This is a genomic window from Nocardioides oleivorans, from assembly GCF_004137255.1.
In the GTDB taxonomy this organism is placed as follows: Bacteria; Actinomycetota; Actinomycetes; order Propionibacteriales; family Nocardioidaceae; genus Nocardioides; species Nocardioides oleivorans.
Window position 1 is genome coordinate 1,890,588 of sequence record NZ_SDWT01000001.1, and the last position, 13,366, is coordinate 1,903,953.

At 72.3% G+C, this 13,366-nt stretch carries 11 protein-coding genes; 6 read left to right on the top strand and 5 right to left on the bottom strand.

Features of this window, described 5'->3' with window-relative positions:
* Nucleotides 1-51 precede the first annotated feature (51 nt).
* From clpB to EUA93_RS08965, 3 genes are all read left to right on the top strand, one after another.
* Nucleotides 52-2,643 carry an ATP-dependent chaperone ClpB gene (gene clpB / locus EUA93_RS08955; protein ID WP_129399812.1) on the top strand — a complete coding sequence of 864 codons (2,592 nt, stop codon included), beginning with the start codon at nucleotides 52-54 and terminating at the stop codon, nucleotides 2,641-2,643.
* 159 nt (nucleotides 2,644-2,802) lie between these two features.
* On the top strand, nucleotides 2,803-4,002 hold the full coding sequence (locus tag EUA93_RS08960; RefSeq protein ID WP_242497297.1) for an MFS transporter: 1,200 nt from the start codon (nucleotides 2,803-2,805) through the stop codon (nucleotides 4,000-4,002).
* Nucleotides 4,003-4,071: 69 nt separating this feature from the next.
* The gene (locus EUA93_RS08965; RefSeq protein ID WP_129399813.1) at nucleotides 4,072-5,049 is read left to right on the top strand and encodes a peptidoglycan-binding domain-containing protein; all 978 of its coding nucleotides are present in this window, start codon (nucleotides 4,072-4,074) and stop codon (nucleotides 5,047-5,049) included.
* Between the two features lie 22 nt (nucleotides 5,050-5,071).
* On the opposite strand, the gene EUA93_RS08970 is transcribed toward EUA93_RS08965, so the two are convergent.
* A complete protein-coding gene (locus EUA93_RS08970; protein ID WP_129399814.1) occupies nucleotides 5,072-6,007 on the bottom strand; it encodes an NADP-dependent oxidoreductase in 936 nt (311 codons plus the stop codon).
* A 113-nt stretch (nucleotides 6,008-6,120) separates the two neighbouring features.
* Here EUA93_RS08970 and EUA93_RS08975 point away from each other — a divergent pair, with 113 nt between their 5' ends.
* A complete protein-coding gene (locus tag EUA93_RS08975; RefSeq protein WP_129399815.1) occupies nucleotides 6,121-6,615 on the top strand; it encodes a MarR family winged helix-turn-helix transcriptional regulator in 495 nt (164 codons plus the stop codon).
* Nucleotides 6,616-6,661: 46 nt separating this feature from the next.
* Nucleotides 6,662-7,495 carry a CPBP family intramembrane glutamic endopeptidase gene (locus tag EUA93_RS08980; protein ID WP_242497298.1) on the top strand — a complete coding sequence of 278 codons (834 nt, stop codon included), beginning with the start codon at nucleotides 6,662-6,664 and terminating at the stop codon, nucleotides 7,493-7,495.
* A gap of 78 nt (nucleotides 7,496-7,573) precedes the next feature.
* Here EUA93_RS08980 and EUA93_RS08985 read toward each other — a convergent pair whose 3' ends face one another.
* The 4 genes from EUA93_RS08985 to EUA93_RS09000 form a co-directional block, all read right to left on the bottom strand.
* Complete coding sequence (locus EUA93_RS08985) at nucleotides 7,574-9,397, bottom strand: reprolysin-like metallopeptidase (protein ID WP_129399816.1); 1,824 nt, start codon at nucleotides 9,395-9,397, stop codon at nucleotides 7,574-7,576.
* Nucleotides 9,398-9,469: 72 nt separating this feature from the next.
* Nucleotides 9,470-9,913 (bottom strand): DoxX family protein, encoded by a 444-nt coding sequence (locus EUA93_RS08990; protein WP_129399817.1) that lies wholly within the window; start codon nucleotides 9,911-9,913, stop codon nucleotides 9,470-9,472.
* Between the two features lie 22 nt (nucleotides 9,914-9,935).
* The gene (locus tag EUA93_RS08995) at nucleotides 9,936-11,342 is read right to left on the bottom strand and encodes an FAD-binding oxidoreductase (protein ID WP_129399818.1); all 1,407 of its coding nucleotides are present in this window, start codon (nucleotides 11,340-11,342) and stop codon (nucleotides 9,936-9,938) included.
* A gap of 17 nt (nucleotides 11,343-11,359) precedes the next feature.
* A complete protein-coding gene (locus EUA93_RS09000; protein WP_129399819.1) occupies nucleotides 11,360-12,271 on the bottom strand; it encodes an AEC family transporter in 912 nt (303 codons plus the stop codon).
* Nucleotides 12,272-12,372: 101 nt separating this feature from the next.
* Here EUA93_RS09000 and EUA93_RS09005 point away from each other — a divergent pair, with 101 nt between their 5' ends.
* The gene (locus EUA93_RS09005; RefSeq protein ID WP_242497299.1) at nucleotides 12,373-13,308 is read left to right on the top strand and encodes a 2-hydroxyacid dehydrogenase; all 936 of its coding nucleotides are present in this window, start codon (nucleotides 12,373-12,375) and stop codon (nucleotides 13,306-13,308) included.
* Nucleotides 13,309-13,366: the final 58 nt, after the last annotated feature.

The following is a 13,366-nucleotide window of genomic DNA, read 5'->3' on the forward strand; positions in this document are numbered from 1 at the left end:
TGAGGAGGTACCGGCCAGAGTGGGCCGGGACACCACGACGGAGGAGATGAGTTGAGCACGTTCGGTGCCGAGAAGTTCACCACCCGCAGCCGCGAGGTCATCGAGGCTGCCCAGCTGGCCGCCACCACGGGCGGCAACACCCACACCGAGCCCATCCACCTGCTCGTCGCGCTGCTCAAGCAGGAGGACGGCACCAGCCGCAGCCTCGTGCAGAAGGCGGGCGTGGACGCGGCCACCCTGCTCGCGCAGGCCGAGGGCGTCCAGCGGCAGCTGCCGCGCGCGACCGGTACGACGGTGCAGCAGCCGAGCGGATCGCCGTCGCTGACGCGCGTGCTCGCGAGTGCGCTCGACCTCGCCGGCTCGATGAAGGACGACTACGTCGCCACCGACCACCTGCTGGTCGCGATCGCGACGGTCGAGTCGCCCGCCCAGAAGGTGCTGACCGACGCCGGCCTCACGGCCGCCGGTCTGCGGGAGGCGATCACGGCCGTCCGCGGCAACCGCCGCGTGACCAGCGAGAGCGCCGAGGCGTCGTACGAGTCGCTCGAGAAGTTCTCCGTCGACCTCACTCGACAGGCCGAGGACGGCCGGCTCGACCCGGTCATCGGCCGGGACGCCGAGATCCGACGCGTCATCCAGGTGCTGTCGCGCCGCACCAAGAACAACCCCGTCCTGATCGGCGAGCCCGGCGTCGGCAAGACCGCCGTCGTCGAGGGCCTCGCCCAGCGCGTCGTCGCCGGTGACGTGCCCGACTCCCTCAAGGGCCGTCGCGTGCTGAGCCTCGACCTGGCCGCGATGGTGGCCGGTGCGAAGTACCGCGGTGAGTTCGAGGAGCGGCTCAAGGCCGTCCTCGAGGAGATCAAGGACGCCGGCGGGCAGGTCATCACCTTCATCGACGAGCTGCACACGGTCGTCGGCGCGGGCGCCGGCGGCGACTCCGCGATGGACGCCGGCAACATGCTCAAGCCGATGCTGGCGCGCGGCGAGCTGCACATGATCGGCGCGACCACGCTCGACGAGTACCGCGAGCGCATCGAGAAGGACCCCGCCCTCGAGCGTCGCTTCCAGCAGGTCTTCGTGGGCGAGCCCACCGTCGAGGACACCATCCAGATCCTGCGCGGCATCCAGGAGAAGTACGAGGCCCACCACGGCGTCCGCATCACCGACGCCGCGCTGGTCGCAGCCGCCACGCTGTCCGACCGCTACATCACCGGCCGCCAGCTGCCCGACAAGGCGATCGACCTCATCGACGAGGCCTCCTCCCGGCTCCGGATGGAGCACGAGTCGAGCCCCGAGGAGATCGACGTGCTGCGCCGGCAGGTCGAGCGCCTCAAGATGGAGGAGTTCGCGCTCGCGAAGGAGACCGACGATGCGTCCGTCGAGCGGCTCGCCGTGCTCCGCAAGGAGATGGCCGACCGCGAGGAGGAGCTGCGCGGGCTCGAGGTCCGGTGGGAGCGCGAGAAGGACCAGCTCCAGGGCGAGGGCGAGCTGCGTCGCCAGCTCGACGCGCTCAAGATCGAGGCCGAGAAGAAGCTGCGCGAGGGCGACCTCGCGGGTGCCTCGGAGATCCAGTACGGCCGGATCCCCGAGCTCGAGGAGCAGATCGCGCAGGTCGAGAAGGCCGAGTCCGACGGTCTCGGCGACCTCGAGCCGCTCGTCGGCGAGGAGGTCGGCGCCGAGCAGATCGCCGACGTCGTCGAGGCGTGGACCGGCATCCCCACCGGCAAGATGCTCCAGGGCGAGACGGCCAAGCTCCTCCAGATGGAGGACGTCATCGGGGAGCGCCTGATCGGCCAGCGCGAGGCGGTCACGGCCGTGTCCGACGCCGTACGACGCTCGCGCGCCGGCATCGCCGACCCCAACCGGCCGACCGGGTCGTTCCTCTTCCTCGGCCCCACCGGCACGGGCAAGACCGAGCTCGCCAAGTCGCTCGCGGACTTCCTCTTCGACGACGAGCGGGCGATCGTCCGCATCGACATGAGCGAGTACAGCGAGAAGCACTCGGTCTCGCGGCTCGTCGGCGCGCCTCCCGGCTACGTCGGCTACGACGAGGGCGGCCAGCTCACCGAGGCCGTACGGCGGCGCCCCTACAGCGTCGTCCTGCTGGACGAGGTGGAGAAGGCGCACCCGGAGGTCTTCGACATCCTGCTGCAGGTGCTCGACGACGGCCGGCTCACCGACGGCCAGGGCCGCACGGTCGACTTCCGCAACACGCTGCTGATCCTCACCTCCAACCTCGGCTCGAACTTCCTGGTCGACCCGACCCTCATGCCCGACACCAAGAAGATGTCGGTGATGAACGTGGTGCGGCAGCACTTCAAGCCGGAGTTCCTCAACCGGCTCGACGAGGTCGTGCTGTTCGAGGCGCTGTCGAAGGACGACCTCGCGCACATCGTCGACCTGCAGCTCGCGCTGCTCGAGCAGCGGCTTGCGGTCCGGCGGATCACCATCTCGGTGACCGACGAGGCCCGCGCGTGGCTGGCCGAGACCGGCTACGACCCGGCGTACGGCGCCCGGCCCCTGCGCCGGCTCATCCAGTCGGCCATCGGCGACCCGCTCGCCCGCCGGCTGATCGCCGGCGAGGTCACCGACGGTGGCTCGGTGACCGTCGACGTCGGTGACGAGGGGCTCGTGCTCCGCTAGTCGCCTCGGTCGGCCCGAAACGCTGTAACGCCGGGTTGAGTGCTGTACCCACCCTGCTGCAAGGGGGTGGGTACAAGCACGAACCCGGCGTTACAGCAGCAGGACCCAGCCGGTGGACACCCACCCGGCCGCGCGCGCAGGCAGAACTAGCGTGAGGTGGTGACGGAGAGTGGGGTGGCCGAGCGGTCGGAGGTCGGCACGGCCCGCAGGTGGGGGATGCTCGGCGCGAGCACGGCGGCGCAGGCCGCGGCCGCGGTGATGACCAACGGCGCGGTCTTCCTGATCCCGGCGCTCCACGAGCAGCGGGGGATGAGCATCGCCGAGGCAGGCGTGGTCACCGCGACGCCGATGATCGGCGTGATGCTGACGCTGGTCGCGTGGGGCTGGTTCACCGACCGCCGCGGCGAGCGGATCGCGCTCATGGCCGGCCTCGGCCTGGCGACGGTCGCCGGGCTCCTCGCCGTCCTCGCCGAGGACGGCGTGCTGCTCGCGGTCGCGCTCGGCCTCGGCGGAGCCGCCGCAGCGAGCACCAACGCGGCGTCGGGCCGGGTGGTCGTCGGCTGGTTCCCGCCGCACCGTCGCGGCCTGGCCATGGGCATCCGGCAGATGGCGCAGCCGATGGGCGTCGGGCTCGCCGCCATCGCCGTACCCGTCGTCGCCGACGGCCACGGCATCCGCGCCGCCCTCTGGGTGCCGACGATCGCGTGCGCGGTCGCGACCGTGGTCGTCGCGCTCGTCGTGATGGACCCGCCGCGCACCGCACCGAAGGAGGGCGCCGCGCCCAACCCCTACCGCCAGGACCGCTACCTGGCCCGCATCCACGGCGTCTCGGTGCTCCTGGTCGTGCCGCAGTTCGTGGTGTGGACCTTCGCCCTCGTCTGGCTGATCCAGGACCGCGGCTGGTCGCCCGCGGCCGCCGGGTCGCTCGTCGCCGGCACCCAGGTGCTCGCGGCGTTCGGCCGCATCGCCGCCGGCCAGCTCTCCGACCACGTCCGGTCGCGGATGCGCCCGCTGCGGTGGGTCGCGATCGCGGCGGGCCTGGCGATGGCCCTCCTGGGGCTCGCGACGGGCCTCGACCTCGCCGTCGCCGTACCCCTCATCGTCGTCGCCACCGTCATCACGGTCGCCGACAACGGGCTCGCGTTCACCGCCGTCGCCGAGCGCGCCGGCCCGTTCTGGTCGGGTCGCGCGCTGGGCGTGCAGAACACCGCGCAGTTCCTCGCCGCCGCCCTCGTGCCACCGATCGGCGGCCTGGCGATCGGCACGACCGGGTACGCCGGCACGTTCGCGCTGGCGGCCCTCTTCCCGCTGCTGGCGGTGGCCCTGGTGCCGGTGCAGGACGAGCGTCCGCTCGAGTAGGTGTGGCAGGGTCGCAGCACGCGCCCCGACCGACTCGGCTGGCCGGGGCACTTCTCTCGGGAGCTCCACATGCATCGATCGACCCTGCCCCGACCGCGCTCGACCGTCCTCGTCGACACCGTGGCCGCCGCACTGCTCGCCCTGCTGGTCGCGGCCTCCGTGCTGGCCGCCGCACCGGCCCAGGCCGCCAGCGCGTGGCCGGTCACCCAGGCCGGCCAGCCCCGCAACAACAACGCGATGGCGCTGCAGTTCCTCCTGACCTCGCGCGGCTACGCCACCACCGCCGATGGCGCCTTCGGCTCCGGCACGACCACCAACCTCAAGGCCTTCCAGTCCGCCCAGGGCGTCGGTGCCGACGGCATCGCCGGCAGCGGCACGTGGCCGCTGCTCGTCGTGCAGGTGGGCCAGGGCTCGAGCGACACCAACGCGGTCAAGGCGGCGCAGACCCAGCTCAACAAGTACGGCGCCGACCTCGTCGCCGACGGGGTCTTCGGGTCGGGCACCCGGGCGGCCGTCGTCTCCTTCCAGGCCAGCCGTGGCCTGTCGCAGTCCGGGACCGTGGACGTCGCCACCTGGCAGGAGCTGCTCGGCTACAGCCAGGCCGGCGACCAGTCGCTCTGCTACTCCACCGGCGGCACGACCGCCTCCTCGCTGCTGCCGGCGCAGGTCACCAACGTGCAGGCGATCCTCGCCGCGACGCGCGCCGCCGGTGGCAACCGCAACGCGCAGGTCATCGCGCTGATGACGGCCATGCAGGAGTCGAAGATCTGCAACATCCAGTTCGGCGACCGCGACTCGCTCGGCCTCTTCCAGCAGCGCCCGAGCCAGGGCTGGTGCCCCGGCAGCACGGCATGCGTGAACCCGACGGCCTCCACCCAGGGCTTCCTCGGCGTCTCCTCGGCGACCAGCAACCGCGGCCTCTTCGACGTCTCCGGCTGGGAGTCCATGGCGAAGACCCGCGCCGCCGACGCCGTCCAGCGCTCCTGCTGCCCCGACGCCTACGCACAGTGGGAGTCGATGGCCACCACGCTGGCCGACACCTACTGAGGCGCCGGCTGAGGCGCCGGGGTCAGGGGACCAGGACGACCTTGCCCCGCAACGTCCCCGCCGCGGCGCGGGCGTGGACCGAGGCGAGGTCGGCCAGGGCCACCCGCTCCTCGACGTCGACCACCAGCTCGCCGCGGTCCACCCGGGCCACGAGGCCGGCGAGCTGCTGGGCGTCGCTGCGGACGTAGAGGTCGACGCCCCGCACGCCGCGGACCTCGTCCACGGGCGCGGGCATCCAGACGGTCGTGTTGACGACGACGCCACCGTCCTTGACGAGTGCGGCGAGGGCGGCGAGCTCCTCGGGCGTGACCGGCGCGAGGTTGAGCACGACGTCGACGGGCTCGCCCACCTGTGCAGGGACGTCGCCGCGGGTGTGGTCGACGACCTGCTCCGCGCCGAGGGCCAGGAGGTGGTCGCGGGCGTCGGCGTCCCCTGTGGCGATGACGTGCGCCGACGCCGCGGCGGCCAGCTGGACGGCGTACCTCCCGACGGCGCCGCTCGCGCCGTTGACCAGGATGCGCTGCCCGGCCTCGAGCCCGCCTTGCTCGTGGACGGCCTGCCACGCGGTGAGGCCGACGAGCGGCAGGGCCGCGGAGTCGGACAGCGGGATCGAGGTGGGCGCGGCCGTCAGGGCGTCGGCGTCGACGACGACCTGCTCGGCTGCCGCGCCGTCGACGGTGAAGGGCAGGAAGCCGACGACCCGGTCGCCGACCGCCAGGGTCGTGACGTCCTCGCCGAGGGCGTCGACCGTGCCGGCGACGTCGAGGCCCGGCGTGTGGGGCAGCGTCAGCGGCATCGGGCCCTGCACGTTGCCGGCGCGGATGTTGGCGTCGACCCCGTTGAACGACGTCCCGGCGACACGCACCCGGACCTGGCCGGGGCCGGGGTGGACGCTCTCGACGTCCTCGAGCCGCAGGACGCCTGCGTCGCCGTACTGGTGGAAGCGGATGGCCTTCATGGTGATGTCCTTTCGGGAGGATGTGTTTCGAGTTCGAAGCACATGGCGACAGTAGCGATGCTTTGACTTCGAAGCAAGTGCTTCGAAGACGAAACAATCGGTAGGGTGGCTCCATGCCCGCGCAGACCTCCCTCGACTCCGACCAGCTCAGTGCCTACTTCGCCCTGATGGACGTGGCCGGTCTCCTGAAGCACGCGGTGGAGCAGCAGCTGCGCGAGGAGGGCGACCTCAGCTACGTCCAGTTCCAGCTGCTGGCCCGGCTCGCGCTCGACTCGCCGACCGGCAGCGAGCGGATGACCGACCTCGCCGACGGCGTGGTCTACAGCCGCAGCGGCCTCACCTACCAGGCCGGCCTGCTCGAGAAGGCGGGCCTGGTCAGCCGGGCGCCGTCGGTCGACGACGAGCGCAGCGTCACCGTCTCGGTCACCGACGCCGGACGTGCCGTCATCGCGCGGGTCATCCCGGGGCACGTCGAGGTGCTGCGCCAGCAGCTCTTCTCCCCGCTGTCGGGCGCCGACACGCAGTCGCTGCGCGACCTGCTGGTCCCGGTCCGGGACCACATGCGTGCTGCGCCGCCCCGCTCGGCGGGCTCACGCCGACGACGTTGAGGTGGTTCTCAGCCCGGCTTCAGCCGGCTGGGGGATGCTGTCCTGCGTGAGGACGACGACCGCAGCCGCGCGCCCGTGGTGGCGACTGCGTGACACGCCGGTGCCCGGAGGGGTGCCCGACCTGGCCAGGGCGCTGCTGTGGACCGAGCTGGCGATCGTCCTCCTGGTCTCGCTGGGCCGGAGCGCGATCTACTCCGTGGTCAGCCTGGTCTCCGCGCTCACCGCGCCGGGACCGCTGTCGTCGCAGGCGGCGAACCTCAACAACTCGCTCGCCCCCGACCGGCCCTGGCTGGACCTGACCTACCAGCTGCTGCGGATCGGCTTCGCGCTCGTGCCCGTCGCGCTGGCGGCGTACCTCCTGGTCCGCTCCGGGAGCCGCCTGAAGGAGGTGTGGGCCCGAGACGGCGGGTGGCACGGCCTCGGCGACTGGGGTCGGGGCGCGGTCCTCGCGGCCGGCGTCGGGACGGTCGGCGTGGTGTTCTACCTCGCGACCTTCGCGCTCGGCACCAACCTCACCGTCGTCGCGCAGTCGCTGCCGGGGGAGTGGTGGCAGACGCCGGTGCTCGTCCTCGCGGCCGCGGAGAACGCCGTGCTCGAGGAGTTCGTCGTGCTCGGCTTCGTGCAGGTGCGGCTGCGCCAGCTCGGCTTCGGCGACACCGCGGCGATCGGGCTCGCGGCCCTGCTGCGCGGCAGCTACCACCTCTACCAGGGCCTCGGCGGCTTCGTCGGCAACCTCGCGATGGGCCTGCTCTTCGGCTACCTCTTCCGCCGCTGGGGGCGGGTGATGCCGTTCGTCGTGGCGCACACGCTGCTCGACGTGGGCGCCTTCGTGGGGTACGCCGTCCTGGCCGGCCGGGTCGACTGGCTGCCCACGCTCTGAGGCGTCCTGCCCGGAACGTCATACGGACGGGGCAACCGTTCGCCCCGTCCGTATGACGTCCTGTGCTGACCCCTCAGGTCAGCGGCGGACCTTGATCTTCTTCGAGCTCTTCTTGGCGGTGTCGTAGTACTTCTTCTTCACCTTGACCACCACGGAGACCTTCTTGCCACGGTCCTTGCGGCCGAGGCGGTAGGTCGCCTTCTTGGCGCCCTTGATGTTCTTGCCGTTGCGCATCCACTGGTAGCGGACCTTGACGCCCTTCTTGCCGGGCTTCGGCTTCCAGCCCTTGAGCTTGACCGAGAGCACGCGGCCGGCGCGCGGGACGCCCTTGAGCTTCGGGCGCTTGGTCTTGAAGGTGGCCTTGCCGATGGCCACGGCAGCGGTGCCCACGCTCGCCGGCGTGTAGTAGGGCGCACTGCCGGTGACCGCGACGCTGAGGGCGTGGCCGATCTGCGACGGGCCGGGGGTGTACGTCGCCCCGACCGCACCGGGGACCGGCGCGCCGTCGACGTACCACTGGTAGCTGTAGCTGACGGCCGGCGCCCAGTCGGTGGGGGTCGCGACGGCGGTGCCCTTGTAGCGCGCGGAGCCGGTGATCGCGACCGCGCCCGGGTAGATCTGCGACTGGCGGTAGTTGGCCGCGAGCCCGATCTGCTCGTTGATCGCCCGGGTGTTGTCGATCGCCGCGGTGCCCTGCGGGCGACCGTTCCAGAGGACGTTCGGGCCGGAGAAGGCCGCGGCACGGGTGCACGACACCCCGGCCGCCTGGCAGGCGGTCGGGTAGGCCATGACGGAGTACGTCCCGGCGGTGAGGTCGACGTAGCCGCGGGCGTAGGGCTTGCTCCTCGCCGAGGGCGCCGAGCTGGCACCGGAGTCGTGGTCGGCGCTGAGGTTGTGGCCGAGCTCGTGGGCGAACGTCATGTTGCCGGTGGAGCAGCTGGGCCCGTAGAGCGCGGTGAAGGCGTAGTCGGCGCTGCCCGCGCCCGAGCCGATGTAGCCGAGGCCGCACGAGGTGCCGGCGGGGTAGTTGGAGAGCCACATGCTGACCAGGTCGGCGTGGACCTCCTCACGGAACCCGGCGACCTCGTCGAACAGGCCGTCGGAGGGCTTCTGCAGGGCAGAGAGCGAGAGGTCCAGGTTGGACAGCTGCGGCTGGGCGAGCTGGCGGGTGCCGATCAGGCGCACCTGGGTCGGGATGCCCGAGGCGGCGAACGCCTGGTTGGTCTGGGTGATGCCGAGCGCGAACTGCGCCTGCATCGGACCCGCGCCCAGCTCGGCCACGAGCGAGGCGGGGTAGACGATCGCTACGTCGATGGTGCTCGCCGCGTCGGCTCCGGTGGCGTCGCCACCAGCGGTGGGTGCCTGGCGACGAGGGGTGGCGCCGTCGGCGTGGTCGGCGTGGTCGGCGTCGGGCACGATCGCGTCCTCGCCCTCGCCGTCGAACTCGCCGGCCTGGGTCAGGACGTAGTCGCCGCCCTTGGTGCTGGTGACCTCGTAGGTGCCCTGCTCGGCGGAGCTGATGGTGATGTGGCGGTAGCCGTCGACGTCGACGGCGGTGAACGAGCCGCCCTCGCCGGCGAGCGAGCCGGTCCACGACGTCACGCCGTCGACGGTGCTCTGCGCGTCCACGACCGCGGTGACGGACTCGCCGTCGAAGAGGTCGATCGCGAGCCGGTCGCCCGCACGAGCGGCGTCGAGGCCGGACTCGTCGATCGCGACGGAGCGCGAGCGGTCACCGGTCAGGCCGGGTGCCGTGGTGGCGCCGTCGGAGGCCGACAGCAGGTCGACCTTCCCGGGCTTCGCGACGGGTGCCGCGGTGGCGGTGGTGCCGGGAACCATCGACGCGGCGAGCGCGAACGTGGCGAGGCCGGCGATGGTGGACAGGACTTTTCGGGTTGGCATGTGGAGTCCCCCTTCTCTCGTGGTCGTACGTGCCCATGGGTGGGCCCGTCCAAACCGTCGGGGAGCAGGGTCTCACTCGCCGGTGTCGACGTCCTCGGTCGCGAGCTCCTCGGCCTGTCGCCGCTGGGTCCGGCGTCGGCCGAGCAGGCCACCCGCCCACAGCGCCCACAGCACGAGCAGGGGCTGGAAGAACAGGCGGACGAACCGCGCGCGGTCGGTGTCGAGGCCGAAGGCGTCGGTGCCCTCGACGTACTGCGCGATGTTGCCCGGGAAGATCGCGACGTAGAAGGCCGCGAGCAGCGCGCCGATCGTGCCGCGGTGCTTCGGCAGCGCGACGAACGCCCCGCCCAGAGCGATCTCGACGACGCCGGAGCCGATGACCGTGACGTCCTCGTCGATCGGGAACCAGTCGGGCACCTGCGCCTGGAACTCCTGGCGCTGGGTGGTCAGGTGCAGCACGCCCGCACCCACCATCGCCGAGCCGAGCAGGATGCGTCCGATCGTCTGCGCCTTCATGCGGCCAGCCTAGTTCTCGCGATCAGGGCAGGAGCACGCCCGGGTTCATCAGGCCGCGGGGGTCCAGCGCGTGCTTCAGCGCGCGCATCAGGTCCACCTCGACCCCGGACTTGTACGACGACCCCGCGACGGCCTTCGACCGACCGAGGCCGTGCTCGGCGCTGATGGAGCCGCGGCCGGCGGCGACGGAGTCGTAGATCGCCCGGGAGAGGTCCGGCGCCGCCGCCAGCAGGGCATCGTCACCACCGACGGGTGCGCTGATGTTGTAGTGCAGGTTGCCGTCGCCGACGTGCCCGTAGGTCACCGGCCGGATGCCGGGCAGGACCTCCTCGAGCACCGGCACCATGTCGGCCGCCCACGTGGCGAGCGAGGCGATCGGCAGGGTGACGTCGTGCTTGAGGGTGGCACCCTCGACCTTCTGCGCCTCGGAGATGCCCTCGCGCAGCGCCCAGAGGGCGGTGCGCTGGGCCGGGCTGCCGGCGATCGCGGCGTCGGCGGCGAGACCGGCCTCGACCGCGTCGCCGAGGATCGCCTCCAGCGCGTCGTCGAGCCCGTCCTCGGTCGCGGCACCGGCGAGCTCGACCAGGACGTACCAGTCGCTCGGCTCGCTGATCGGGTCGGAGGCCCCGGGCAGGTGGGCGAGCACCAGGTCGACCGCCTGCCGGTTGGCGATCTCGAAGGTCGAGAGGTGGGCACCGGCGCGCGACTGTGCGAGCCCGAGCAGCGAGACCGCGGCGTCGACCGACGGCACCGCGACCCACGCTGTCGCGTGGCGGGGCGTGGCCGGGAAGAGCCGGAGCACGGCGCCGGTGATCACGCCGAGCGTGCCCTCGGAGCCGACGAACAGCTGGGTGAGGTCGTAGCCGGTGTTGTCCTTGCGGAGCCCGCGCAGCCCGTCCCACACGCGCCCGTCGGGCAGCACCACCTCGAGACCGAGGACCAGCTCGCGGGTCATGCCGTAGCGCAGCACCGCGGTGCCGCCGGCGTTGGTGGCGAGGTTGCCGCCGATCGTGCAGCTGCCCTCCGAGCCCAGCGACATCGGGAAGAGCCGGTCCACGGCCTCGGCCGCCGTGTGGAGGTCCGCGAGCACGACCCCGGCGTCGACGGTGATGGTGCCCGCAACGGGGTCGACGTCCCGCACGCTGCGCATCCGGCCGAGCGACAGCACGACCTCCTCGCCGGACGGATCGGGCACGCCGCCGCCGACCAGCCCGGTGTTGCCGCCCTGCGGCACGATCGCGACCCCGGCCTCGTGGCACGCGGCCACGACGTCCGCGACCTCGGCCGTCGACCCGGGCCGGACGACGGCGAGCGCGCGGCCGGCGTACGTCCCCGTCCAGTCGACGACGAAGGCGGCGACCTCGGCGTCGGCGGTGAGCACGTGGGCGTCGCCGACGGCGGAGCGCAGGCGGTCGAGGATGTCGGTCATGTCGTCTCCAGGGTCGATCAGCCCAGCAGGACGGCGATGAGGAGCACCACCGGCAGCGAGGCGAGCGTCGTGATCAGGATGGTCTCGCGGGCCACGTCCTCGCCGACGCGGTAGCGCGTGGCGTGGAGGAAGATGTTCTGCGCGGTGGGCAGGGCGGCGGTGACGACGACGCCCAGCAGCACGGTCCCCTCGAGGCCCAGCGAGGCGCCGACCGCCCACGCGACGACCGGCATCACGGCGAGCTTGAGGACCGTCGCGAGCAGCACCTCGCCGTTGTGCCCGGCCTTGCCGAGCGCCGGGCTCAGCCGCAGCGCGGCGCCGTAGGACATCAGCATCATCGGGATCGCCGCACCCGCCATCAGCTCCAGCGGGGCCTCGGCGACCTCGGGCAGCGGCCAGCCGGTGAGGGCCAGCACGACACCGATGACGGCGGCCACGGTGAGCGGGTTGGTGACGAGCCGCCGCACGGCCTTGCCGAAGCCCTCGCCACGGCCGGTGACCCGGTCGAGCACGACGAGCGCGGCGGGTTGTACGAGCATCATCTGCACCAGCAGGGCCGGCACCACGACGGTGATGTCGCCGACGACGTAGGCCGCGACGGCGAGGCCGAGGTTGCCCGCGTTGACGTAGGACGAGGTGAGCGCGCCGATCAGCAGCGGGCCGGTCGTCAGCCTCCAGCGCAGCCGCGCCAGGACGACGTACAGCAGGAAGCAGACGGCGAGCGAGATCGAGCTCGCGACGAGGTTCTTGGTCGCGGTCTCGAGGTGGACCTTGCTGATCGTGATGATCATCAGGGCCGGAGAGGCGACGAAGAACGCGATCTCGCCGAGGGTCCGCTGCGACCGTGCGTCGAGGACCCCGACGTGCGCGAGCCCGATGCCGGCCGCGATCACGACGAGGATCGTGGTGAAGCCGATCAGCAGGTCCATGTCGTGCCCCATGGTCCCAGCAGGGAAGCGGTCCGACGCACCGGGCCGCCATGCCCGATGGGCACTGGACGATGCCCGCCGGCCGTCCCTAGCGTCCGGGTGTGAACGGTGTGAGTGGATCGACGGTCGTCATGGTGGGCACGTTGCGGGCCGAGCTGGTGGGCCCGCTCGAGGAGGCGTACGACGCCCGCGAGCTGTCGCAGCTCACGCCCGAGGAGGCCGCCACCGTCCGCGTCGCGGTGACCAGCGGTGTGTGGGGCGTGCGGGCCGAGCACATGGACCGGCTGCCGGCGCTCGAGGCGATCGTGAACTTCGGCGTCGGCTTCGACGCGACCGACGTCGTCGAGGCACGCCGGCGGGGCATCGTCGTGTCCAACACCCCCGACGTGCTGACCGACTGCGTCGCCGACGCGGCGGTCGGGCTGGTGATCGACACCCTGCGCCGGATCTCCGCCTCGGACCGGTTCGTCCGCCGCGGCGACTGGGCCTCCGGCAGCACCCCCGCGCTGGCCCGACGGGTCTCCGGCAAGCGGGTCGGCATCGTCGGCCTGGGCCGGATCGGGCTGGCGATCGCCGCCCGGCTCGAGGGCTTCGGCACCACGATCAGCTACCACAACCGCACCGCGCGGACCGACGTGTCGTACTCCTACGTCCCCGACGTCGTGACGCTGGCCGAGGGCGTCGACGTCCTCGTCCTGGCCGCTGCCGGCGGGGACGGCTCGCGCCACCTGGTCGACGCGAAGGTGCTCGACGCGCTCGGGCCCGAGGGCTTCCTGGTCAACATCGCCCGCGGGTCGGTCGTCGACGAGGACGCGCTCGTCGCGGCGCTGGAGTCGGGGGTGATCGCCGGCGCCGGGCTCGACGTCTTCGCGTCCGAGCCGACCGTCCCGGCCGCCCTCCTGGAGCGCGACGACGTCGTGCTCACGCCGCACATCGGCAGCGCCACGGTGGAGACCCGGCAGGCGATGACCGAGCTCACCCTCGCCAACGTGGCGTCGTACCTCGACAGCGGGGAGCTGCTGACGCCGGTCGGCTGACAAGGTGCTCGGCCTCCTCTTGACTTACTTGTGTAATGAGTTGCAAACTCATCATACA